The 24387-nt window shown below is 72.6% G+C and carries 19 protein-coding genes; 5 read left to right on the top strand and 14 right to left on the bottom strand.

What is annotated here, in order from left to right:
- Positions 1-13 precede the first annotated feature (13 nt).
- The 6 genes from hisH to CFT82_RS08070 form a co-directional block, all read right to left on the bottom strand.
- The gene (hisH, locus tag CFT82_RS08095) at positions 14-745 is read right to left on the bottom strand and encodes an imidazole glycerol phosphate synthase subunit HisH (protein ID WP_088818569.1); all 732 of its coding nucleotides are present in this window, start codon (positions 743-745) and stop codon (positions 14-16) included.
- A complete protein-coding gene (hisB, locus tag CFT82_RS08090) occupies positions 742-1824 on the bottom strand; it encodes a bifunctional histidinol-phosphatase/imidazoleglycerol-phosphate dehydratase HisB (protein WP_088818568.1) in 1083 nt (360 codons plus the stop codon). The genes hisH and hisB overlap by 4 nt, the downstream gene beginning before the upstream one ends.
- On the bottom strand, positions 1821-3110 hold the full coding sequence (locus CFT82_RS08085; RefSeq protein WP_088818567.1) for an aminotransferase class I/II-fold pyridoxal phosphate-dependent enzyme: 1290 nt from the start codon (positions 3108-3110) through the stop codon (positions 1821-1823). The genes hisB and CFT82_RS08085 overlap by 4 nt, the downstream gene beginning before the upstream one ends.
- A complete protein-coding gene (gene hisD / locus CFT82_RS08080; RefSeq protein ID WP_088818566.1) occupies positions 3107-4432 on the bottom strand; it encodes a histidinol dehydrogenase in 1326 nt (441 codons plus the stop codon). Before hisD ends, CFT82_RS08085 begins: the two co-directional genes overlap by 4 nt.
- On the bottom strand, positions 4432-5358 hold the full coding sequence (hisG, locus tag CFT82_RS08075; RefSeq protein ID WP_088818565.1) for an ATP phosphoribosyltransferase: 927 nt from the start codon (positions 5356-5358) through the stop codon (positions 4432-4434). The genes hisD and hisG overlap by 1 nt, the downstream gene beginning before the upstream one ends.
- A gap of 75 nt (positions 5359-5433) precedes the next feature.
- The gene (locus tag CFT82_RS08070) at positions 5434-5745 is read right to left on the bottom strand and encodes a YerC/YecD family TrpR-related protein (RefSeq protein WP_234994356.1); all 312 of its coding nucleotides are present in this window, start codon (positions 5743-5745) and stop codon (positions 5434-5436) included.
- Positions 5746-5941: 196 nt separating this feature from the next.
- Here CFT82_RS08070 and CFT82_RS08065 point away from each other — a divergent pair, with 196 nt between their 5' ends.
- Positions 5942-7543, top strand: a complete 1602-nt coding sequence (locus CFT82_RS08065; protein ID WP_088818564.1) for a catalase — start codon at positions 5942-5944, stop codon at positions 7541-7543.
- Between the two features lie 114 nt (positions 7544-7657).
- Here CFT82_RS08065 and hisS read toward each other — a convergent pair whose 3' ends face one another.
- From hisS to CFT82_RS08035, 6 genes are all read right to left on the bottom strand, one after another.
- Positions 7658-9067, bottom strand: coding sequence for a histidine--tRNA ligase (gene hisS, locus CFT82_RS08060; RefSeq protein ID WP_088818563.1), 1410 nt, complete (start codon positions 9065-9067; stop codon positions 7658-7660).
- A gap of 85 nt (positions 9068-9152) precedes the next feature.
- Positions 9153-9719 (bottom strand): type 1 glutamine amidotransferase domain-containing protein, encoded by a 567-nt coding sequence (locus tag CFT82_RS08055; protein ID WP_088818562.1) that lies wholly within the window; start codon positions 9717-9719, stop codon positions 9153-9155.
- 419 nt (positions 9720-10138) lie between these two features.
- Positions 10139-11092 carry an electron transfer flavoprotein subunit alpha/FixB family protein gene (locus tag CFT82_RS08050; protein WP_088818561.1) on the bottom strand — a complete coding sequence of 318 codons (954 nt, stop codon included), beginning with the start codon at positions 11090-11092 and terminating at the stop codon, positions 10139-10141.
- A gap of 26 nt (positions 11093-11118) precedes the next feature.
- Entirely contained in the window at positions 11119-11907 is a 789-nt protein-coding gene (locus tag CFT82_RS08045; protein WP_088818560.1) for an electron transfer flavoprotein subunit beta/FixA family protein, read from the bottom strand.
- 181 nt (positions 11908-12088) lie between these two features.
- On the bottom strand, positions 12089-12880 hold the full coding sequence (locus CFT82_RS08040; protein WP_200815098.1) for an enoyl-CoA hydratase/isomerase family protein: 792 nt from the start codon (positions 12878-12880) through the stop codon (positions 12089-12091).
- Positions 12877-13512 carry a T3SS (YopN, CesT) and YbjN peptide-binding chaperone 1 gene (locus CFT82_RS08035; RefSeq protein ID WP_088818559.1) on the bottom strand — a complete coding sequence of 212 codons (636 nt, stop codon included), beginning with the start codon at positions 13510-13512 and terminating at the stop codon, positions 12877-12879. The genes CFT82_RS08040 and CFT82_RS08035 overlap by 4 nt, the downstream gene beginning before the upstream one ends.
- A gap of 80 nt (positions 13513-13592) precedes the next feature.
- Here CFT82_RS08035 and glgX point away from each other — a divergent pair, with 80 nt between their 5' ends.
- Positions 13593-15848 carry a glycogen debranching protein GlgX gene (gene glgX / locus CFT82_RS08030; RefSeq protein WP_234994355.1) on the top strand — a complete coding sequence of 752 codons (2256 nt, stop codon included), beginning with the start codon at positions 13593-13595 and terminating at the stop codon, positions 15846-15848.
- On the opposite strand, the gene CFT82_RS08025 is transcribed toward glgX, so the two are convergent.
- Together CFT82_RS08025 and CFT82_RS08020 are read right to left on the bottom strand one after the other, a co-directional pair.
- A complete protein-coding gene (locus CFT82_RS08025) occupies positions 15820-16290 on the bottom strand; it encodes a hypothetical protein (protein ID WP_234994354.1) in 471 nt (156 codons plus the stop codon). The two genes, glgX and CFT82_RS08025, sit on opposite strands and share 29 nt — an antisense overlap.
- A complete protein-coding gene (locus CFT82_RS08020) occupies positions 16290-16667 on the bottom strand; it encodes a hypothetical protein (protein ID WP_088818558.1) in 378 nt (125 codons plus the stop codon). Before CFT82_RS08020 ends, CFT82_RS08025 begins: the two co-directional genes overlap by 1 nt.
- Before the next feature lie 93 nt (positions 16668-16760).
- Between CFT82_RS08020 and CFT82_RS08015 the strand changes: the two genes are divergently transcribed.
- Genes CFT82_RS08015 through glgB form a run of 3 tightly spaced genes read left to right on the top strand, consistent with a single transcriptional unit; the run spans position 16761 to position 24366 of the window.
- Positions 16761-18887 carry an alpha-1,4-glucan--maltose-1-phosphate maltosyltransferase gene (locus tag CFT82_RS08015; RefSeq protein WP_088818557.1) on the top strand — a complete coding sequence of 709 codons (2127 nt, stop codon included), beginning with the start codon at positions 16761-16763 and terminating at the stop codon, positions 18885-18887.
- Positions 18884-20641, top strand: coding sequence for a maltose alpha-D-glucosyltransferase (gene treS / locus CFT82_RS08010; RefSeq protein ID WP_088818556.1), 1758 nt, complete (start codon positions 18884-18886; stop codon positions 20639-20641). The genes CFT82_RS08015 and treS overlap by 4 nt, the downstream gene beginning before the upstream one ends.
- Positions 20638-24366: a 1,4-alpha-glucan branching protein GlgB gene (gene glgB, locus CFT82_RS08005; RefSeq protein WP_088818555.1), complete on the top strand. Its 3729-nt coding sequence runs from the start codon at positions 20638-20640 to the stop codon at positions 24364-24366. The genes treS and glgB overlap by 4 nt, the downstream gene beginning before the upstream one ends.
- Positions 24367-24387 lie beyond the last annotated feature (21 nt).

Below are 24387 nucleotides of genomic sequence, written 5' to 3'. Positions count from 1 at the left end.
GTCTCGTCACAGGTCATCTCGCCCCGCCAGACCCGGGCGTCGGGCCCGGCACGCCGCAGAAAGCGGCCAGCAGGCCGGCGCCCAGGGAGCCGGAGCGCTCCGGGTGGAACTGCATGCCCCACACGTCGCCGCGCCGCACCATCGCGGCGAAGGGTGCACCGTGCGTGGTCACCGCGAGGGTGTGCTCGGACACCTCCGCGGCGTAGGAGTGAACGAAGTACGCCCGCGGCTCCGCGCCCCCCGCACCGGCCGGGGCGCCCGCACCGGCCCCGCGCAGCAGGGCCGCCACGCGCCGGCCGGCCTCGTCCTGACCGGCCGGTCCGTCCAGCGCCGGGCCGGCGGCGAGCACGTTCCATCCCATGTGCGGCACCCGCACACCGGGGGCCGGGGTCATCGCCCGCACCTCCCCCGGGACCAGCCCGAGGCACTCGGTCGGGGATCCGGCCGACCGCCCGTCCTCGCCCTCCGTGGAGGACTCGAAGAGCAGCTGCAGGCCCAGGCAGACACCGGCCACCGGCTGCTCCAGCGAGCGCAGCAGCTCCACCAGACCGAGCTCGCGCAGCCGTCGCATCGCGGCCCCGGCGGCCCCGACCCCGGGCAGGATCACCCGGTCGGCCGCCCGGATCCGGGCGGGGTCGGCGGTGAGTGGTGCGTCCAGGCCGAGACGCTGCAGGGCGAAGCGCACCGAGGCGATGTTCGCCCCACCGGCGTCCACCAGGACGACATTCGGGGAGCCCGGGCTCACAGCATGCCCTTGGTGCTCGGAAGGTCGTTCCCACCGGTGCGGGCGAGGGCCTGGCGCAGCGCCCGGGCGACGGCCTTGAAGCCGACCTCGACGCGGTGGTGGTCGTTCTCCGCCTCGACCCTCAGGTTGAGGGTGATGCCGGCCGCCTCGCAGAAGGAGCGCCAGAAGTGCTCCACCATCTCGGTCGGCAGATCCCCCACCATCGGGCGCGTGAACTCGCAGTCGAAGACGAGGAAGGGGCGCCCGGAGACGTCCACCGCGGCCTGGGCGAGCGACTCGTCCATCGGCAGGGTGAAGCCGTAGCGCCCGATGCCGCGCTTGGTCCCCAGCGCCTCGCGGATCGCCTGGCCGATGGCGAGCCCCGTGTCCTCCACGGTGTGGTGCTCGTCGATGTGCAGGTCGCCCTCGCAGCTCACCGCCAGGCCGAACCCGCCGTGCTTGCCGAGCTGGTCGAGCATGTGGTCGAAGAAGCCGAGCCCGGTGGAGACGCGCGCCGGGTGCGGGTCGTCGAGGTCCACGTCCACGACGATGCGGGTCTCCTTCGTCACCCGCTCCACGTGGGCGCGGCGCGGGGCGTCGAGCAGGTCGTGGGCGATGCCCTCCCAGGTCCAGGTGCCGCCGAGCTCCTCCTCGGTGGCCAGCTGGTAGGCGGTCACCCCGAGGTTCTCGGCAAGCTGCACGTCGGTGTCCCGGTCGCCGACCACGGCCGTGCGGGTCCAGTCGATGCCGTGGTCCTTGAGCAGGTGCACCAGCATCCCGACACCCGGCTTGCGGGTCGGGGCGTTGTCCTCCGGCCGGGTCGGGTCGATGAGGACCTCCCGGAAGCGCACCCCCTGGCTCTCGAGCACCTGCATCACCAGGGCGTGCGGGGCGTCGAAGTCCTCCTGCGGGAAGGCGTCCGTGCCCAGGCCGTCCTGGTTGGAGACCATCACCAGGTCCCACCCGGCCTCGCTGATGCGGCGCAGGGCCGGGACGACGCCCTCCAAGAAGCGCACCTTCGACAGCGCGTCGACCTGGTGGTCCGCCGGCTCGGCGATGATCGTGCCGTCGCGGTCGACGAGGAGCAGGGGCGTGGTCATGGGGTCTCCTTGCTGAGCTGGCTCAGGACGAGGTCGTTCTGGTCGGGGGTGCCGAGGGTGATGCGCACCCCGTCGGCCAGGCCCGGGTGGGAGGCGAGCGAGCGCACCACCACCCCGGCCTCGTCGAGGACCATCAAGACGGCCTCGGGGTCCTCACAGCGGACCGTGAGGAAGTTGGCGGCCGAGGGCAGCAGCGCGGTGAGTCGCAGCGAGCCGGGGCGGGGCGCCTCGTCGAGGGCCTCCTGCTCGACGGCCTGCCCCCTCTCACCGGCGCCCTCCCGGACGATCCCGGTGAGGGCGCCGGTCATCCGCTCCCGCTCGGCGACGATCCGCTCCACGCGCTCCGTGGTGTCCCGCAGCGCGTCCGGCTCGGTGGCCGCCTCGGCCAGCGCGGTGGCGGGCGCCGCGAGCGGATAGGGCGGGATGACCGTGCCCAGCAGCTCGATGAGCTCCGGCCGGGCCAGGACTGCACCGATGCGGGCCCCGGCCAGCCCGTGGGCCTTGCTCAGGGTGCGCAGGAGCACGACGTTCTCGTGCTCCCGCAGCAGCCCCGCTGCCGAGGGGGTCCCGGCGAAGTCGGCATAGGCCTCGTCGACCACCAGCAGCGCCCGGCCCTCCAGGGCGGTCGCCAGCCGGGTCAGCGCCATCGTGGGCAGCGACTGGCCGGTGGGATTGCCCGGCGTGGCCACGAAGACCAGCCCGGCCCCGGACTCCTCCACGGCGTCGAGCACGCCCGCGAGGTCGAGGCGGGCCCACTGGTGGGCGGGCTCGGACGGGTCGGGCTCGAGGGTCTGCGGCACGTCCACCACGGAGCACCCGTGCAGCCGGGCCGCCACCGCGTACATGCCGAAGGTCGGGGTGGTGGTGACGATCGCGCCCCGTCCGGGCTCGCAGGCGGTGCGCACGAGGAGGTCGATCGCCTCGTCGCTCCCGCGGGTCACGAGCAGCTCGTCCGCCGCGGTTCCCCAGAGCGTGGCGAGCCGCTCGCGGAGCAGCACCGGCTGACCGTCCGGGTAGCGGCGGGTGGTGGCCTGCGGGTCGGCGGCGTTCGGCTCGGCGGCCTCGTTGGCGTTGAGCCAGATGCGCTCGACGGGGGGCACCCGCTCCGGTCCCGACGCCGGTGGCGCGTCCGTCTGGTGCTCGGTCGCCCGCACCCGGCGGGCACTGGCGTAACCGGTGAAGCCGAGCAGGTCGGCGCGCAGGTAGGCGGCGGGGAAGGACTGGCTGGCCGCGGGGGCCGCGGCGGGCTGGCCCGCGGGCTGGTCCGAGGGCTGGTTCGCGCTCATCGGGCGTCCCCCTCCAGGCGGCGGGTCACCGCACGGGCGTGGGCCTCCAGGCCCTCCGCCCGGGCCAGGGTCACCGCGGTGGGGCCCATCTCCCCCAGCGCCGCGGGGGTGGCGGACTGGACCGTCATCGAGAGCTGGAAGCTGGCCAGCGTGACCCCGCCGGTGTACCGGGCCGCGCCGCTGGTGGGCAGCACGTGGTTGGTGCCCGAGCAGTAGTCGCCCAGCGACTCCGGGGTGTGGTCACCGAGGAAGACCGACCCGGCCACCTCCACGTCGTCCAGCAGGGCGCGCGGCGCGCGGACGGCGAGGATGAGGTGCTCGGGGGCGTACTCGTTGGAGACCGCCACCGCCTCCTGCAGATCGCGGGTGAGGACCAGCCGGGAGGCCTCCAGGGCGGCGCGGACCGTCTCCTCCCGGGGCAGCTCGGCGGCCTGCCGGTCCAGCTCGGCCGCCACGGCGTCGAGGAGCTTCCCGTCGTCGCTCACGCAGAGCACCTGGGAGTCCGGGCCGTGCTCGGCCTGGCTGAGCAGGTCGGCGGCCACCCAGACCGGGTCGGCGCCCGAGTCGGCGATGACCAGCTGCTCGCTGGGGCCCGCCGGCAGGTCGATGCCGGGGCCGCCCTGCAGACCGGCCACCTGGCGCTTGGCCTCGGTGACGAAGGTGTTGCCCGGCCCGAAGATCTTGTCGCAGCGCGGGATGCCGCCGGACTGCCCCTCCTGGCCGGTCGGGGCCCCGAAGGCCATCGCCCCGACCGCCTGGGCACCCCCGACGACGGCGATCCGCCGCAGACCGAGCTCCACGCAGGAGGCCACCACGGTGGGGTCGGCACCCCCGTCGGCGGTCGGCGGGGTGCAGACCACGATCTCGGGGCAGCCGGCCAGCACGGCCGGGACCCCCAGCATGAGCGCGGTGCTGGGCAGCGGGGCGCTGCCGGCCGGCACGTAGAGACCCACGGTGCGCACCGGGCGGACCGCGCGCTCGCAGACCAGGCCGGGGACCACCTCGCGGAGATAGGGCGTGTACCCGCCCGGGGCGTGGAAGGCCCGCAGGTTGTCCGCCGCCGCGGTGATGGCGGCGCGCACCTCGGCCGGGACCCGGGCCACGGCCGCGTCGATCTCGCCCTCGGTGAGCAGCGGGTCCTCCCGCCGGATGCCGTCGAGGCGCTCGGTGGCGTCCACGACGGCCGCCAGACCCTCGCGCTCCACCGCCTCGAGGATGTCGGCCACGGTGGCCCGCACCTCCTGGCCCACCACCTGGGCGGGGCGGCGCAGCGCCTCGGTCCGGGCGGTCGCGTCCAGCTCGTTCCATCGCAGCACGCGCATCAGACGAGCATCCCCTCGACCGGGAGGACCGTGAGGCCCTCGGCCCCGGCGGCCTTCAGCCGTTCGAGCACGGCCCAGGACACCTCGCCGTGGCAGAGGGCCTGGACGGCGAACATGCCGGAGTCGGTCGGTCCATCGGGACCCAGCTCCAGGGCGGGGGTGAGGATCGGCGCCTCGGCGTCGGGCAGGAGCCCCACCAGCTCGGCCACCCGCCCGCGGGGCACCCGGGCGGTGAGCACCTTGGAGTCGGCCACGCGGCGCACGCCGTCGAGGCGGCGCAGGAGCAGGTCGGCCAGCTCCCCGCGCACGCCCTCGGGGCGGCCGGGGGGCGCGGCCAGCACGGCCTCGCTCTCCAGCAGGGTCTCCACCGGCTTGAGGCTGTTGGCACGCAGGGTGCCCCCGGAGGAGACGAGATCGCAGACCACGTCGGCCTGGCCGAGGCTGGGGGCGATCTCCACCGAGCCGCTGAGGGTCACGGTCCGGGCGTCCACCCCGTGGCGGCGCAGCCAGTCCTGGGTGATCGCCGGGTAGCTGGTGGCGATGCGCAGACCCTCCAGCTGGGCGGGCCCCTCGTAGTCCCAGCCCTCGGGCACCCCGATGGCCAGGCGGCAGGGGCCGAACCCGAGCTGGCGCACCTCCTCCAGGCCGGGGGCGGTGCCGTCCAGGCCGGTCTCGGCCAGTACGTTCCGACCGAGGATGCCGAAGTCGGCCACCCCCTCGGTGAGCAGCCCGGGGATGTCGTCGTCGCGGACGAGCAGGAGGTCGATCGGCAGTCCCTCCCCGAAGCAGAAGAGCCGGTCGCGGCTCTCCCGCCAGGTGAGGCCGACGGCGCTCAGGAGGTCACGAGCCGGGTCGCCGAGGCGGCCGGACTTCTGGATGGCGACGCGCAGGCGGTCGCGGGGTTCACGGGCAGCGATGGGGGGCACGGGGGTCTCCTGGGCCCGCGGGTGCGGGCGGTGGGGGAAGGACGGCGAGGCGCGGGACGCGCGAGAACAAGGGGCTCAGGTGGCGGGGGCGGTGTCGCGATGTCGCAGGGCCGCGACGTACCCACCCGCGCCGCCCTCGAGGCAGCGGGCCACCCGACCGACCGTGGTCACCGACACCCCGGTGGCCTCGTGGATGGCGCGATAGCTCATGCCCTGCTGCAGGAGCGGGACGACGGCCCACCGGTCGGCGAGGGCCTCGAGCTCGGCCGGCGTGCAGAGGTCCTCCAGGAAGGCGGCCGTCTCGACCGGGTCGGCCATGGCCGTGAGGACATCGGTGAGCTCGCGGAGCACCTCCTCGGTGCTGCGCCCTCCCTGGCGTCGCTTCACGCCGTGCCTCCTGGGTGTCGTGGTGAGTGGGTCCGGATGCGGGATCGGGGCCGTGTCGGCGTCGCCGCTCCATGTATCAATGTAGTAGCACGCTAGCACGCTGTGACAGTCGCGCCGAACCAGTGGTCGGTGAGATGCCTCACCAGCCCCCGCCCCAGCGGATGCTGCCGAGCCCACCGGCTGCCACGATGGGTGCATGACCACCTACGAGAACTCCCCCGCCCCCGGCGACCCGGCCGACGCCCAGGACCCGCGTCCGGCCTCGGCCGACGCCTCCGGGTCGATCACGGACTGGGGCGCCCCCGCCCCCTCCGACCGCCAGTCCCTCCGCGCCGGCCAGGACGGCCCGATCGTCCTGCACGACGCGCACTTCGTGAACCAGATGGCGCACTTCGACCGGGAACGCGTGCCCGAGCGCGTCGTGCACGCCAAGGGTTCCGGCGCGTTCGGCACCTTCCAGGTCACCGGTGACGTGAGCCGGTGGACCAGGGCGGCGGTCTTCCAGCCCGGCACCACCACCGAGATGCTCGCCCGCTTCTCCACCGTGGCCGGTGAGATGGGTTCCCCCGACACCTGGCGCGACCCGCGCGGCTTCGCGCTGAAGTTCTACACCTCCGAGGGCAACTACGACCTCGTCGGCAACAACACGCCGATCTTCTTCATCCGCGACGCCATGAAGTTCCCCCACTTCATCCGCTCGCAGAAGCGACGCGGCGCCAGCGGCCTGCGCGACAACCAGATGCAGTGGGACTTCTGGACCATGAACCCCGAGTCCGCCCACCAGGTCACCTACCTCATGGGCGACCGGGGCATCCCGCGCACCTACCGCCACATGAACGGCTACGGCTCCCACACCTACATGTGGATCAACGAGGCCGGCGAGAAGTTCTGGGTGAAGTACCACTTCCACTCCCAGCAGGGCGTCGAGGGGATGACCGGCGACCAGGCCACGCAGGTCGCCGGCGAGGACGCCGACGTCCACCGCCGGGACCTCTTCGAGGCCATCGAGCGCGGCGACTTCCCCCGCTGGACGCTCTCGGTGCAGGTGATCCCCTTCGAGGAGGGCTTCACCTACGGCACCAACATCTTCGACGTCACCAAGACCGTCTCCCACGCCGACTACCCGCTGCACGAGGTCGGCGTCATGACCCTGGACCGCAACCCGGAGAACTTCTTCGCGCAGATCGAGCAGGCGGCCTTCGACCCCTCGGCGACCGTCCCGGGCATCGGCCTCTCCCCCGACACGATGCTGCTCGGGCGGGTGTTCTCCTATGCCGACACCCACCGCCACCGCATCGGCCCGAACTACCTGCAGCTGCCGGTCAACCGGCCGCGCACCGCGGGCCACACGTACACCTACGACGGCCCGATGGCCTACGACCACTCCGGGGACGCGGCGACCTACGCGGCCAACACCCAGGGCACCCCCTACTCCGACGGCACCGGCCCGGCCGAGGACTCCTTCCCGGTCTCCGGCGACCTGGTGCGCCGCGCACAGACCGTGCGCAGCGCGGAGGACGACAACTTCACCCAGCCCGGCATCCTCGTGCGGGAGGTCTTCGACGACGCCCAACGCGAGCGCTTCGTGGACACCGTGGCCGGCCACCTGCTGGGCGGCGTGCACGGTGAGGTGCTCGAGCGCGCCTTCGACTACTGGAAGGCCGTGGACGCCGAGATCGGCGCCCGCATCGAGGCCGCCGTGCGGGCCGGGCAGGCGGCGGACAACCCCGGGGGCGAGGCGGACGACGCGAAGGCCCACGCGCAGCAGGGAGCGACCGACGCCGACGGCTCCCGCTGAGCAGGACCCCGCAGGCCGGTGGCGGTCCGGCCGCGACGACGAGGCCCGCCCCCTCCCCGGGGCGGGCCTCGTCGTGCGGGGGCCGTCCGGCGGGTCGACCCGCCGGACGGAGGATCACTCCGCCGCGGTGACCACCGGCTGGGCGAGCTCGACGCGGAGCGACTGCGCGAGCTCGGCCCGCGGCACCTCGTACTGGTCGCCACGGACCATGTCCTTGACCGTCACCGCCCCGGCCTCCAGCTCCCGCTGGCCGAGCACCGCGACGAAGCGGATACCGGACCGGTCGGCGTGCTTGAACTGCTTGGCCATCTTCGCCGGCTCCAGCACCGACTCCACCCGCAGACCGGCCGCCCGCAGCTCGGTGGCCAGGCCCAGCGCCTCGGGCAGCAGCTCGTCGGCCACGAGCGGGACGAGGACCTCCACCGTGGACGGCTCGTCGGAGACCATCCCGTTGTCCATGAGCTGCCAGAAGAGGCGCGAGAGGCCGATCGACATGCCCACGCCGGGCAGGGAGGACTTCGTGTAGGCGCCGGCGAGGTTCTCGTAGCGGCCACCGGAGCAGATGGATCCGAGCTCCGGGTGCTCGTCGAGGAAGGTCTCGTAGACCGTCCCGGTGTAGTAGTCCAGGCCGCGGGCGATCGCCAGGTTCAGGCAGTAGTCGCTCTCCGGCAGCCCCATGTGGCGCAGCAGCTCGAGGACCTCGCGCAGCTCGGCCACGCCGGCGTCGAGCTCCTCGTCGCGGCCCTCCAGCCCGGCGAGCACCTCCAGCGCCTCGGCGTGGGTGCTGGTGCGGGTTCCCACGAACTCGACGATCGCGTCGACCACTTCGCCGGCCAGGCCGAAGCGCTCACCGGTGAGCTCCTCGCGCAGCCACTCGGTGCCGCGCTTGTCGATCTTGTCCACCTCGCGCAGCACCAGCGGCTGGGCCTCGTCGGTGACGCCCTGGCTGTGGAAGAAGCCGCGCAGGAGGCGGCGGTTGTTGAGGTGGATCGTGAACGGGCCGAAGTCCAGCTCACGGAAGATCGCGTGCATGGTGGCCGGCGGCTCGGCGTCGTGGCGGACCGAGAGGGTGTCCTTGCCGATGATGTCGACGTCGCACTGCACGAACTCCCGGAAGCGGCCCCGCTGCGGGCGCTCCCCGCGGTAGACGCGCTGCATCTGGAAACGGCGGAAGGGGAAGGTCAGCCGGCCCTCGTGCTGGGCGACATAGCGGGCCAGCGGGACGGTCAGGTCGAAGCGCAGGGCCAGATCGGGCAGGCCGGCCTCCTCACCGGACGCCACGGCCTCGCGATCGTTGGCCAGACCACCGGTGGACTGGACGAAGTAGACCTGCTTCTCGGTCTCGCCACCGGACTTGGTGAGCAGCACGTCGGTGCGCTCGAAGGCGGGGGTCTCGATGGGCAGGAAGCCCCCGGCCTCGAAGTGGCGGCGGATCACGTCGGCCATGCGGTTGAACGCGATCTGCTCCCGGGGCAGCAGCTCGAGCGTTCCCTGGGCGGGGCGGGGCGTGGTGATCTGAGCCATGCCCGGATTCTAGGCGCCGCGCACGAGGGGCCGACCGATGTGCCCGGTCGGCCCCTCGTGGATCAGGAGGACGTGCCCCCGTGGCTCAGCCCTGCGGCGCGGCACCGCCGTGCTCGAGCGCCTCGAGGACCGCCCCGTTGAAGGCGGGCAGGTCGTCGGGATTGCGGCTGGTGATGAGGTTCCCGTCGACGACGACCTCCTGGTCGCCCACCCACTCGGCACCGGCGTTGCGCACGTCGGTCTCGATGGAGGTGTAACCGGTGGCGCGGCGGCCCCTCAGCAGGTCGGCCTCGACGAGGACCCACGGGGCGTGACAGATGGCGGCCACCGGCTTGCCGGCCTCGTGGACCTGCTTGACCAGGGCGACGGCAGTCTTGTCCTGACGGAGCGTGTCGGGGTTGAACACGCCGCCGGGCAGGACGAGCGCGTCGATGTCCACGGCGTCCACCTCGGCCAGGGTCAGGTCCGCGGTGCGGGTGCCCGCCGGGTCACCATGGTGGACGAGCTCCACCTCGCCACCCTCCGGCGAGACGAGCTTCGCGCTGTGACCGGCCTCGGTGACGGCCTTCCACGGCTCGGTGAGCTCCGAGGCCTCGATGCCCTCGGCGGAGGTCAGGAAGTACACGGTCTTGGCGTTCGCGTTCTCGGTCATGCCTTCATTGTTCGCCCATCCCCCGAGGCCTCGCAATCGGAACGCCGGGGGCTGTGAGCATCCCCACGCCGCGGGCCCAGGTGCGCACCGGTCCGCATCTCGACCGTCACCCTCCCCCGAGAGGGACACCGGTCCGCACCTCGACCGTCGACCGCGGCACCGGTACGCACCTCCCGCCCCGCAGGCCACGAGAGCGGCACCGGTCCGCATCTGAGGGCTGGGCTGGGCCGAGGAGAAGGGGTCCGCTGTGCCGAGGAGGACACCGGTGCGCATCTCGGGTGTCGGCCGGTTGCCAGAACGGCACCGGTCCGCATCTCGACTGTTGAGATGCGGACCGGTGCCGTTCTGGGGGTGCTGGGGCGGCGGGCCGGGGGCTCAGCGGCCTCCGCGGCCCGGGCGACCAGCGGCCACCCCCGGGGTCACTTGGCCTCGTTGACCTTCTCGGTGGCCTGCGGGAGCACCTCGAACAGGTCGCCCACGATGCCGAGGTCCACCATCGAGAAGATCGGCGCCTCCTCGTCCTTGTTCACCGCGACGATCGTCTTGGAGGTCTGCATGCCGGCGCGGTGCTGGATCGCACCGGAGATGCCGGCCGCCACGTAGAGCTGCGGCGAGACGGTGACACCGGTCTGCCCCACCTGCGTGGAGTGCGGGTACCAGCCGGAGTCCACCGCGGCGCGCGAGGCACCCACGGCGGCACCGAGCGAGTCGGCGAAGGCCTCGACCGGGCCGAAGTCACCGCTGGTGCCACGACCACCGGAGACCACGATCGCGGCCTCGGTGAGCGCCGGGCGACCGGAGGCCTGCTTCTCCTCGGAGGACACGATGCGCGCCCCGCGGGCCACGTTCGAGAACTCCACCTCCACGGACTCCACGGCGGCAGCGCCCTCGGCCGGCTCGGGGGTCACCGAGTTCGGCTTGAGGGTCACGATCGCCACGCCCTTGGCCACGTGGGAGGTGGTGGTCCACCCACCGGCGAACACGGACTTGGTCACCTGGACCCCGCCCTCACCGGCCTGCAGGTCGATCGCGTCGGTGATCACGCCGGAGGCGGTCATGACGGCCAGCCGACCGGCGATCTCCTTGCCCTCCGGGGTGGAGGGCAGCACCACGGCGGCCGCCCCGGTGCGCTGCACCAGCTGGGCCAGCGCCTCGGCGGTCGGGGCCACCAGATACTCGTCGAGCTCGGGGGCGTTCAGCGCGTACACCTTCGCCGCGCCCATGCCGGCCAGCGCGGGCTGGGCGGCCTCGGCACCCTCACCGACGAAGACCGCGGAGGCCTCCCCGATGCGGCGGGCGGCGGTGAGCATCTCCCCCGTCGTCTTGCGGACCTCTCCGGCGGAGTGGTCGACCAGAACCAGAACTTCACTCATGTCTCGGTCTCCTGTGGTCGCTGGGGTCAGATGAACTTGCGCTGCTTGAGGAACTCGGCCAGCTTCGCGCCGCCGTCGCCCTCGTCGGTGATGATCTCGCCGGCCTCGCGCGGCGGCTTCTTGTCCGCGCCGTCGGCCACGGCCCACGCGTTGGCGGAGCCCACCAGCGCCGGGTCGAGGCCGAGCTCGGCCAGGCCCCAGGACTCGATGGTCTTCTTCTTGGCGGCCATGATGCCCTTGAAGCTCGGGTAGCGCGGCTCGTTGATCTGGTCGGTGACCGAGACGACGGCCGGCAGGGTGGCCTCCACGGTGAGGGTGGCCTCGGCGGTGTCACGCTTCATGGTGATGGTGCCACCGGTTTCCCCGGAGCACTCGAGGCTGTTGGCCAGGGTCACCGCGGGCACGCCGAGCAGCTCGGCGACCATGGCGGGGACGACACCCATGGTGCCGTCGGTGGAGGACATGCCGAAGAGCACGAGGTCGACCTCGTCGACCTTCTTGACGGCCTCGGCCAGGACGAGCGCGGTGGACAGCGCGTCGGAGCCGGCGAGGGCCTCGTCGGTGACGTGCACGCCCTCGGTGGCGCCCATCTGGAGGGCCTTCTTCACGGCCTCCTCGGCGTCGGCCGGGCCCATGGTGAGCACGGTGACGCGGGCGTCGTCCTGCCCCTCGGTGAGCTTCAGGGCCTCCTCCACGGCGTACTCGTCGAGCTCCGAGAGCAGCCCGTCGCCACTCCGGTCGGTCAGGTGGTCCTCACCGAAGGCCCGGTCACCCTGGGCGTCCGGGACGTGCTTCACGCACACGACGATGTTCATCGATCGCCTCTCTCATGGCTTCTGTCGGGCTGCTCGCGGCGCGGCGCCCGGTGGTTGCTGGGAGGGTGCCCCGACCAGCGGGACACCCTCCCAGTGTCGCACGTCACTCCGCGCTTTCCGCGGGATGGCGTGCGGTTCGGCTCAGATCAGCACGGATTCGCCCCGATCGGGCCGCGTCGACTCAGCGACCGACGAACTTGGCCTTGCCGGGGCCGTTCTCCACGAAGGAGTCCATGCCCAGCTGGCGGTCCTCGGTGGCGAACAGACCGGCGAAGGCGATGCGCTCGATCTCCAGGCCGGTGGTGAGGTCCACCTCGACACCGCGGTCGATGGACTCCTTGGCGGCGCGCAGGGCGATGGCCGGGCCACCCACGTACTGCGTCATGCGCTCCACGGCCTTGGTGTAGACCTCCTCGGCCGGCACGACCTCGTCGGCCAGACCGATCTCCAGGGCCTCGGCGGCGTCCACGTGGCGGCCGGAGAAGATGAGGTCCTTGGCCTTGGCGGTGCCGATGAGGCGCGGCAGGCGCTGGGTGCCGCCGGCACCCGGGATGACGCCGAGCAGGATCTCCGGCTGGCCGAGCTTGGCGTTGTCGGCCACGACGCGGAAGTCGCAGGCCAGGGCCAGCTCGCAGCCACCACCGAGGGCGTAGCCGGTGATGGCGGCCACGGTCGGCTTGGGGATCTGCGCGATGGCGGTCAGGCAGGACTGCAGCTTGGAGGCGCGGGCGATCATGTCCGCGTAGGACATCTGCTGCATCTCCTTGATGTCCGCACCGGCGGCGAAGACGCGCTCGCCGCCGTAGACCACGACGGCGTGCACCTCGGGGTCCTCGGCAGCCTGCTGGGCGACGATGGCGATCTCGTCCTGCAGCTGCACGCTCAGGGCGTTCATCTTGGGGCGGTCGAGGCGGATGGTGCCGATGCCGTCGGCGACCTCGAGGCGGACGAGCTCGGTGATCTGATCGATCATGCGTTGTTCCCTTCGTTGCCCTGGGCGTCGTCACCCAGGTTGAGACTGAAAGAGGAGGAGCCGCCGCGGGCGCCGGGCTCGACGCCCTGCAGGCCGCCGGGGGCCTGACCCTGCTGCTGGGCGGCGGCGCCCGGAGAGGCCGGGCCGGGGTTGCCGATGGGGGCGGCGGTGGCGTGCTGGACGTCGTCCTTCATGACGTTCTCGTGCCAGATCTGCACCGCCTGCATGATCATGTTGACGGTCAGCTGGAGACGCGGCGAGGGGCTGTCGCCCTTGAGCATCAGGTGCTCACCGGAGACGACGAGGGTGCTGCCGACGATGCCCATCTTGATGACATTGGCGCCCAGGGTGATGTCATTGGTGTTCTGCAGCCAGCGCCCCACGTCCTGCGGGACGTCGCTGCCGATCTGCCACTGGCCGAAGACGCGCATGATGTCGACATCACCCTCGGTGACGCGGACGAACATCGTCTGCCCCTGGACGTCGAAGCCGATGTCACCGTCCTTGTCGACCTGCGGCTTCATGCCGTCGGCCTCCAGGCGCTCCTTCACCTGGTCGATCAGCTGGGGGGTCTGACCACCCGCGGCGTCGTCGCCCATCGGGAAGTTCGGGAGGTTCGTCGGATCAGTCATGGCCACCAAACTACCTGCTGTGACCAGCGCCACTGGACGGGCCTGCGGAAGCAGGGCGCTGCACTTCCTACGCTTCTCCCATGGCTCCCCTCCCCGGCCCCTCCCCCGACATCGCCCCGGCCCCCGGCCTGCGTCGCCTCAGCGGACCCGCGGCCGGTGCCGCCGTCGACCCCGTGGAGGTCTGCGTGGTCGCCCCCGACGCGACCGCGGTCTGGCTGTGCCTGCAGCAGCCCGACGGCTCCGAGCGCCGCGAGCCGCTGCGGCACCGGGTCCACGGAGCCTGGTTCGACCACGTCCAGGACGTCCCCGCCGGCACCCGCTACTGCTTCCGCGCCGACGGCCCGTGGGACCCGACCGCCGGCCACCGGTTCAACCCGGCCAAGCGCCTCCTCGACCCCTACGGGACGGTCGTCACCGGTGAGCCCCGGCTCGGCCCGGAGATCTTCGCCCACGCGGTCGACGACTCCCTGGAGCCGGTCGACGGGGGCGCCCAGCGCAGCGAGGTGGACTCCGGCGACGCCGTGCCGTGGAACGTGGTGCCCGCCGACGGCCCGGCCTTCGACTGGCAGGGGGACGAGCCGCTGCGGACCCCGTGGCGGGACACGGTGGTCGTCGAGGGCCACGTGCAGGGCCTCACCGCCCGCCACCCCGACCTCCCCGAGGAGCTGCGCGGCACCTACGCGGGCCTCGCCCACCCGGCGGTCCTGCAGCACTACCGGAACCTGGGCGCCACGGCGATCGAGCTGCTGCCGGTGCACGCGAAGGCCTCGGAGACCGAGCTGATGGCCCGCGGCCACGAGAACTACTGGGGGTACAACTCGCTGAGCTGGTTCGCCCCGCACCCCGGGTACGCGGCCACCGACGACCCGCTGGCGGTGGTCGACGAGTTCCGGGGGATGGTCCGCGCCCTGCACTCCGCCGGTCTCGAGGTGATCCTCGACGTGGTCTACAACCACACCTGCGAGCAGTCGATGGCCGCCGGTCCGACCTACTCGTGGCGCGGCCTGGACGCCCGGGGCGTCTACCGGCTGGACGACGTGGCCCGGGACGTCGACCACACGGGTTGCCGCAACACCGTGGACACCAACGACCCCGACACGCTGCGGATGGTCCTGGACTCGCTGCGGCACTGGGTCACCGAGTACCACGTGGACGGCTTCCGCTTCGACCTGCTCTCGGCCGTCGCCCGTGACGAGCGGGGCGCCTGGCGCCGTGACCACCCGCTGCTCGTGGCGCTGCGGACCGACCCCGTGCTCAGCGGGGTGAAGCTCGTCGCCGAGCCCTGGGACGTCTCCCCCGGCGGCTGGCAGACCGGTTCCTACCCGCCTCCCTTCGCCGAGTGGAACGACCGCTTCCGCGACGCCACCCGGGACTTCTGGCTCACCGGGGCGGCCACCATCAGCGAGCTGGCGACCCGCTTCTCCGGCTCCTCGGACCTCTTCGACCACCACGGACGGCTGCCCACCAGCTCGGTGAACTTCGTGACCGCCCACGACGGCTTCACGCTCCACGACCTCACCGCCTACGACCACAAGCACAACGAGGCCAACGGCGAGGAGAACCGGGACGGCTCGGACCAGAACCGCTCGGCCAACCACGGTGTCGAGGGCCCGGTCCCGGACACCGAGCAGGGCCGCGTCGTCGCGGCTGCCCGCCGCCGTTCGATGCGCAACCTGCTCGCCACCACGATCCTCGCCACGGGCACGCCGATGCTCACCGCCGGTGACGAGTTCGGCCGCACCCAGGGCGGCAACAACAACCTCTACGCCCTCACCCCGGAGAACCGGGAGGACGCAGCCCTCGACTGGGGCTGGGAGACCTGGCAGACCGACCTGTTGGAGACCACGCGCCGCCTGCTGGAGCTGCGCCGCCGCTTCGCCGCGATCGGCCACCAGCGCTTCTACGCCCCGTGGAGCCCCACCCCGGAGGGCGACGCGGAGCAGCTCGCGGAGCAGCTCTCCGAGCCGCTCGACGAGCAGTTCGGCCGTCCCGGGGGCGTCGCCCAGGTGCAGGCGGCCTGGTTCGCCCAGGACGGCCAGCCCATGACCGGTGAGCAGTGGGCCGACCCGGCCCGGCGGAGCGTGACCGTGGCCCTGGTCCCCCCGGCCGACGAGGTCGAGGACGGCGACGAGGCCGCCGTCGTCATCGCCCTGCACGCCGGTGGCGCCGGGGAGGTCGTCCTCCCGCAGCTGGGCGACCTGACCCGGGCGACCCTGGAGTGGTCCGCCGCCTGGGAGCACCCCGACCACCCCGACAGCGACGCGGACCCGCAGCCCGGTCAGGCGCTGCCGGTGAGCGGCCCCAGCGTCATCGTGTGGAGTCTGCGCCGCGGGTGATCCACCACAGCCCCAGCACCGGCAGCACGAGCGGCACGTAGCCGTACTGGGCGCCGAAGTCCGACCAGACGGTCTCGTCGGGGAAGAACTCCGGGTGCAGCAGGCTCACCGCGCCGACGGCCAGCACCCCCACGAGCTCGAAGGTCACCGCTGCCCGGGCCACTGCGCGCCCCCGCGGGCCACCGACGACCATCGCCACCGTGGCCACCAGGTAGACCAGCGCGGCCACGGTGGAGAGCAGGTAGGCCAGCGGGGCCCGCTCGAAGTAGGCCACCAGCTGCATGATCGACCGCCCGGTGGCCGCCAGGGCCAGCACCGCGTAGGCCGCGACGAGCACCCGCCCGAAGCCCGCGGCGAGCCGGCCCTGGGGCCGGGCGCCGGGAGCGGTGTCTGGAGGGGTTGGGGCCGCGGTGGTCGCACCGTCCTGCGCGCGCGGCGCCATCAGCCGGTCACCGTCGGGAACTGGTACCAGATGGCCACGAGCCGCTCGGCCATGACCAGCAGGCTGATGCCGGCGATAGCCAGCACGCCCATCCCCCACCGGCTGTCCCGCTCGGCGACGGCCCACAGGAAGGCGATCGGCACCATGACGAGCATGCCCACCAGATAGGCGGCGAACTCCCAGAACGGGATGTCGTGCTCGGTGCGCACCCCCATCACCAGACCCACCACGGTCTGCACGAGGAGCACCAGGCCGGTGAGGCCGGTGACCCCCAGGACGAGGTTGTCGACCGGGCGTCCGACGACGACGTAGACCAGGGCGACCAGGGTCAGCAGGACGAGGACCGCGAAGAGCGCGGTGGTCAGAGCGGGGATCACGCCGCGCAGTGTAGGTCTCCCGGGTGCGAGACCCCGACCACAACTCGCGCCCAGCGGTGTTCCGGGGCCCCTTCTTCCCCTAGGGTCAGCAGCGTGAGCACCATCGCGCGCCCCTTCGCCCACGACGGCCAGACCCCGCTGGGTCGCATCCCCGTCCTCGACGTCCACCCCGTGGTCGATGGTGGGGCGCGCCCCGCCAAGGCGGTGGTCGGCGAGGAGTTCCCCGTCACCGCCACCGTCTTCCGCGAGGGGCACGACGCGGTGAACGCCACCGCCCTGCTCGTGGCCCCCGACGGCAGCGAGCACCGGACCGCCCTGGAGTGCACCAACCGGGGGCTCGACGCCTGGGCGGCCGAGGTGGCTGCCGGTGAGCCGGGCACCTGGTCCCTGTGCGTCGAGGGCTGGTCGGACCCGTACGCCACGTGGGCGCACCACGCCACCGTCAAGGTGGAGGCCGGGATCGACGTGGAGCTGATGCTCGCCGAGGGTGGGATCGTCCTGACCCGGGCCCTCGAGGCCGTGGCCGACGGCGCCCCCTTCGTGGCGGCCCCCGGCCACCCGACGACCGAGCCGACCGCCCCCTCGGCCGCCGCTCCGGGGAGCCCGGCCCCCACCCGCCCCGAGGCCCTCGAGACGGTGCGCGCCGCGCTGACCGCCCTGCAGGACACCGGGACCCCGGCCGGCGAGCGCCTGGCCGCCGCCACCTCCCCCGCGGTCCGCACCGCCCTGGCCCGCTACCCGCTGCGCGAGCTCGTCACGAGCTCCCCCCGCACTCCCCTCTGGGTGGAACGGGAGCTGGCCCTGGCCGGCGCCTGGTACGAGTTCTTCCCCCGCTCCGAGGGTGCCCGGCAGGACCCGGAGACCGGTGAGTGGACCTCCGGCACCTTCGCCACGGCCGCCGAACGCCTGCCGGCGATCGCCGACATGGGCTTCGACGTCGTCTACCTCACGCCGATCCACCCCATCGGCAGCACGCACCGGAAGGGTCCGAACAACACCCTCGAGGCCGGCCCGGAGGACCCCGGCTCGCCCTACGCGATCGGCTCCGCCGAGGGTGGTCACGACGCCCTCCACCCGGACCTCGGGGACTGGGCGGACTTCGACGCCTTCGTGGCCCGCGCCACCGAGCTCGGCCTGGAGGTGGCGCTGGACCTCGCCCTGCAGTGCTCCCCCGACCACCCCTGGGTGAGCGAGCACCCCGAGTGGTTCGTCACCCGGGCCGACGGGTCCATCGCCTACGCCGAGAACCCGCCGAAGAAGTACCAGGACATCTACCCCCTGCACTTCGACACCGACCCCACCGGCCTGGCCGCCGAGATCCGCCGCGTCATCGGCGTCTGGCTCGACCACGGCATCCGCATCTTCCGGGTGGACAACCCGCACACCAAGCCGGTCGAGCTCTGGCAGTGGCTGATCGGCGACGTGCGCCGCACCCACCCGGAGACCATCTGGCTGGCCGAGGCCTTCACCCGTCCGGCGATGATGCACACGCTGGCCAAGGTCGGCTTCCAGCAGTCGTACACCTACTACGCGTGGCGGCACGACAAGGAGGAGCTCACCGAGTACTGCCGGGAGCTCGCCGGGCCGGCGGCCGCCTACATGCGGCCCAGCTTCTGGCCGACCACGCACGACATCCTCACCCCCTTCATGCAGCACGGCGGCGAGACCGCGCACCGGCTGCGCTCGGCACTGGCCGCCACGCTCGTGCCCACCTACGGCATCTACGCCGGCTACGAGCACTGCGAGTCCGTCGCCCGGCCCGGGGCCGAGGAGCACCTCGACAACGAGAAGTACCAGTACGTCGACCGGCGGTGGGAGATCGACGGCACGCCGGAAGCCGGTGACCGACCGGACCTGTCGGGCTGGCTGCGGATGGTGAACGACTTCCGCCGCGCCCACCCGGCCCTGGCCCGGCTGCGGAACCTCCACTTCCACGAGACCGACCACCGCGACGTCATCGCCTACTCCAAGCGCCGCACCCTCACCGACGAGCGCGGGGTCCGCACCGAGGACGTCGTCCTCGTGGTGGCCAATCTCAACCCGCACACCACCGTCGAGGCGACGGTGCACCTCGACCTGCCCGCCCTCGGCCTGGAGCCCGACAGCACCTTCACCGTCCACGACGCCGTCACCGGGGAGACCTGGGAGTGGGGCGCCCACCAGTACGTGCGGGTCGGCATCGACAGCACCCCGATCCACCTCGCGCAGGTCCTCCGATGAACCCGATGGAGCTGCACCAGCCCGGTCTGCGCCACGACCCGACCTGGTACCGCACGGCCGTCTTCTACGAGGCCCTCACCCGCGCCTACGACGACTCCACCGCGTCGGGCTCCGGGGACTTCTCCGGGCTCACCCGGCGGCTGGACTACCTGCAGTGGCTCGGCGTGGACTGCCTCTGGCTCCCGCCCTTCTACGCCTCCCCGCTGCGCGACGGCGGCTACGACATCGCCGACTACACCGCGGTGCTCCCGGAGTTCGGCACCCTGCCGGAGTTCACCGAGCTGGTCTCCCAGGCGCACGAGCGCGGCATCCGGATCATCACCGACCTGGTGATGAACCACACCAGCGACGCCCACCCGTGGTTCCAGGCCAGCCGCTCGGACCCCGACGGCCCCTATGGCGACTTCTACGTGTGGTCCGACGACGACACGAAGTACGCCGAGGCGCGCATCATCTTCGTGGACACCGAGGAGTCGAACTGGACCTTCGACCCGGTCCGCCGCCAGTTCTACTGGCACCGCTTCTTCTCCCACCAGCCGGACCTCAACTGGGAGAACCCGGCCGTCCGCGAGGCGATGTTCGACGTCGTGCGCTTCTGGCTCGACCTGGGCATCGACGGCTTCCGCCTCGACGCCGTGCCCTATCTCATCGAGACCGAGGGCACGAGCTGCGAGAACGACCCCGCGACCCACGAGATCCTCGCCGACCTGCGGGAGATGGTGGACCGCGAGTACCCCGGGCGCATCCTGCTGGCCGAGGCCAACCAGATGCCCGACGAGGTGGTCGACTACTTCGGCACCCCGGAGCGCCCCGAGTGCCAGATGTGCTTCCACTTCCCCGTCATGCCGCGCCTCTACTACGCGCTGCGGGAGGAGAAGGCCGCCCCGATCGTCGACGTGCTCGCCGAGACCCCGCAGATCCCCGTGAGCGGCGGCCAGTGGGGCACCTTCCTGCGCAACCACGACGAGCTCACCCTGGAGATGGTCTCCTCCGAGGAGCGGGCGGCCATGTACGGCTGGTACGCCCCGGACCCGCGGATGCGGGCCAATGTCGGCATCCGCCGCCGGCTGGCCCCGCTGCTGGACAACTCCCGCGCCGAGATCGAGCTCATCAACGCGCTGCTGCTGGCCCTCCCCGGCTCCCCCTGCCTGTACTACGGCGACGAGATCGGCATGGGCGACAACATCTGGCTGGACGATCGCGACGCCGTGCGCACCCCGATGCAGTGGACCCCGGACCGCAACGCCGGCTTCTCCGACGCCGACCCGGGCAAGCTCTACCTCCCGGTGGTCCAGTCGCTGGCCTACAACCACACGGCGGTGAACGTCGAGTCGCAGATGGCTCAGGGCCACTCGCTGCTCCACTGGACCCGCGGCATGCTCGCCCTGCGCAAGCAGCACAGCGTCTTCGGGCTCGGGGACTTCACCGTGGTGGAGGGGGACAACCCCGCCGTGCTGGGCTTCACCCGCTGGATCGACCCGGCCACCCTGGACGAGGACGTCCACGTGGTGGGCGAGAACGAGATCCTCTGCGTCATGAACCTCTCCGGCCGCCCGCAGGGCGTGCACCTCCAGCTGGGCGCGGGCCACGCCGGCACCGAGCTGGTCGACCTCTTCGGTGGCCGCGGGTTCCCCTCCCTCGACGAGCAGGGGTCGGTCCACCTGACCCTCGGCTCGCGCCAGTTCTTCTGGTTCGGCCTGCACCGGACCGCCCCCGCCCCCACCCCTGACAGCAGCCCGGAAGGCGACGCATGAGCCCGAGCACCCTGAAGCACCTCCTCACCGAGTGGATGCCGCGGCAGCGGTGGTTCGTCGGCCGGACCCACGAGCCGCGGCTGCAGCGCATCGGCACCGTCCGGATGGGCGACGTGGTGGACCCCGAGGGCACCAGCGTGGCGCTCTCCACCCTCTTCGTGGCCGACCGTGCGAGCTCCCCGGCAACCATCTACCAGGTGCCGCTGACCATCCGCACCGCCAAGCTCAAGGGGGCGAAGAAGGCCCTGCTCGGCGAGATCCGCCTGGCGGCCCTGGGCCTCTCGGAGGACCCGGAGGCCACCGGCCTGGTCTACGACGGTGCGCACGACCCGGCCTACGCCGCCTCGATCATGGCGATGTCGGACCGGGAGACGAGCTACGGACAGGGCGTGTGCACCATGACCGGCACCCCGCTCAAGCGCCGCCGTGCCTACAAGCCGCCCTACGTGGTGACCGGGGCCCGCGTGCTCACCGGCGAGCAGTCCAACACCACGATCGCCGTGACCACCATGGGCGGTGGGCTCAAGCGGCAGCGCCGCGAGAGCGCCACGGTGAAGATCTTCCGCGTGCTCCAGCCGGGCAAGAACCCGGACATCGAGCTGCAGATGCAGCTGGCCCAGCACGGCTCGGACTACATCCCCACGCCCATCGGGGCGATCGACGGCACCTGGCCCGACACCGAGGGCGAGGGGCAGGTCACCGGTCAGCTCGCCTTCGCCAACGAGTACCTCGGCGACGTGGACGACGCCTGGCGCGTGGCCCTCGCCGCCTGCCGGGAGGGACGGGGCTTCCGCAAGCGGGCCCGCCGCCTCGGCGAGGTGACCGCCAGCGTCCACCAGGACCTCGCGGCTGCCCTGGGCACCGTGGAGCCCGACGAGGAGCACCGCGCCGAGCTGCTGCGTCGCCTCCACGACCGGCTCGACCGGGCGGTCGCCCAGGCTCCCCGCCTGGCCCCGCTCCAGGCGGAGGCGCGGGCACGCATCGACGCCCTGGCCGACCTGCCCTGGCCGGCGCTGCAGCGCATCCACGGCGACCTCCACCTCGGACAGGTGATGGACGTCCCGAACCGCGGCTGGGTGGTCATCGACTTCGAGGGCGAGCCGCTCCGCCCCGTCCAGGAGCGGCGCGCGTACGACCTGCCGCTGCGCGACCTGGCCGGCATGCTCCGGTCCTTCGACTACGTGGCCGGCACCGTGGCCGCCGCGGACCCCGCCGAGGCCGAGCGAGTGACCACCTGGGCCCGGCGGGTCCGGGCGGCCTTCCTCGAGGGGTACACGGCCGTGGCCGGGGAGGACTCCCTGGCCCCGCAGGCACTGCTGGACGCCCTGGAGGTGGACAAGGCCTGCTACGAGGTGGCCTACGAGTCCCAGAACCGTACCGAGTGGGTGGGCATCCCGGTGGCCGGGCTGGAGCGCCTCCTGGACATCCCGCTGGATCCCGAGGAGACCCCCGCCCCCGGTGGGGAGGCGCAGGGCGGAGCCACCCGCATGCACCTGGCCCTGACGCACTCCGACCCCGCGCACATCACCCGCGAGGAGGCCCACCGCCTCAGCCGCGGACGGGCCCACGACCCGCACGCCACGCTCGGCATGCACCCGGTCTCCGACGGTGTCGTGGTCCGGGCCCTGCGCCCCGACGCCCGCCGCGTCGTGGCCGTGCTGTCCGACGGCAGCCGCCACGAGCTGCCGCACCGCGCCGAGGGCGTCTTCGGCGCGCACCTGCGCGGCGTGGACCCGTGCGACTACCGGCTCGAGGTCTCCTGGCCCACCGCCGACGGCTCGCTCGGCGAGCCGATCACCCAGGACGACCCCTACCGCCACCTGCCGACCGTCGGCGAGATGGACCTGCATCTCTTCGCCGAAGGCCGCCACGAGCAGCTGTGGACCTTCCTCGGCGCCCACGTGCGCACCGCCCCCGGACCGATGGGCGACTCCACCGGAGTGGCCTTCACCGTGTGGGCCCCGAACGCCCGCGGGGTGCAGGTGGTGGGTGACTTCAACCACTGGGACGGCAGGGCGCACGCCATGCGCTCCCTGGGGTCCTCCGGGGTCTGGGAGCTGTTCGTGCCCGGCATCGGCGCCGGGGAGCGGTACAAGTTCCGCATCACCACCGCCGAGGGGCAGGTGCTCACCAAGGCCGACCCGATGGCGCGCCGCACCGAGGTGCCGCCGGCGACCGCCTCGATCGTGGACGACTCCAGCGCGGCCGCCTTCGCGTGGACCGACGATCGCTGGATGCGCGACCGGGCGGAGACCGACCCGCAGACCCGGCCGATGTCGACCTACGAGGTGCACCTCGGCTCCTGGCGGCAGGGGTTGGACTACCGGGAGCTGGCCGACGAGCTCGTGGACTACGTGCAGGAGATGGGCTTCACCCACGTGGAGCTCATGCCCGTGGCCGAGCACCCCTACGGCCCCAGCTGGGGCTACCAGGTGACCGGCTACTACGCGCCGAGCTCCCGCTTCGGCACGCCGGACGAGTTCCGTCACCTGGTGGACCGCTTGCACGCCGCGGGGATCGGCGTGATCGTGGACTGGGTGCCCGGGCACTTCCCGAAGGACGAGTGGGCGCTGGCCCGCTTCGACGGGCAGCCGCTCTACGAGCACCCGGACCCGCGTCGCGGCGACCAGCCCGACTGGGGCACCCACGTCTTCGACTTCGGCCGGCACGAGGTGCGCAACTTCCTCGTGGCCAACGCCCTGTACTGGCTGGAGGAGTTCCACCTCGACGGCCTGCGCGTGGACGCCGTGGCCTCGATGCTCTACCTGGACTACTCCCGCGAGGAGGGCCAGTGGGCGCCGAACCAGTACGGCGGCCGGGAGAACCTGGAGGCCGTCCAGCTGCTCCAGGAGACCAACGCCACCGCGCACCGGCTGCACCCCGGCATCGTGACGATCGCCGAGGAGTCCACCGCCTGGCCGGGCGTCACCGCCCCCACCCACGAGGGCGGTCTGGGCTTCTCCATGAAGTGGAACATGGGGTGGATGCACGACTCGCTGCAGTACGTGCAGAAGGACCCGGTCCACCGGCAGCACCACCACCACGAGCTGACCTTCTCCATGGTCTACGCCTACTCGGAGCGCTACGTGCTGCCGATCAGCCACGACGAGGTCGTGCACGGCAAGGGCTCGCTGGTGGCGAAGATGCCCGGTGACACCTGGCAGAAGTACGCCGGGGTGCGCGCCTACCTGGCGTTCATGTGGTCCCACCCCGGCAAGCAGCTGCTCTTCATGGGCAACGAGCTGGGTGTGCCGCGGGAGTGGTCGGACGGCTCGGGGCTGGACTTCGACATCTCCGGCGACCCGCTGCGCCACGGCGTGCAGCAGGTGGTGCGCGATCTCAACGCCCGCTACACCGAGCTGCCGGCCCTGTGGCAGGTGGACCACCAGCCGAACGGCTTCCGGTGGATCGACGCGGACAACGCGGCGGGGAACGTCATCAGCTTCCTGCGCTTCGCCGAGGCACCCCACTCCGCCGGCGGCACGGTGGCGGTGGTCGTGAACTTCTCCGGCGGCCCGCACGAGGAGTTCCGGGTGGGTCTCCCGCACGCCGGCCGCTGGGACGAGGTGCTCAACACCGACGCCACCGAGTACGGCGGCTCCGGGGTGGGCAACCTGGGCTCGGTGGTGGCCGAGGAGGTGCCCTGGGACGGGCTGCCCGCCTCGGCCGTCGTGCGGGTGCCCCCGCTGGGCGCCGTCTGGTTCACCCCGGCGCAGGAAGGCTGAGCGGGCGGGGCGGCGGCACTC

The organism is Kytococcus aerolatus, assembly GCF_900187395.1.
GTDB classification, from domain to species: Bacteria; Actinomycetota; Actinomycetes; order Actinomycetales; family Dermatophilaceae; genus Kytococcus; species Kytococcus aerolatus.
The sequence above is the reverse complement of the archived record's forward strand: the minus strand, read 5'-3'. Positions and strand labels throughout refer to the sequence as shown.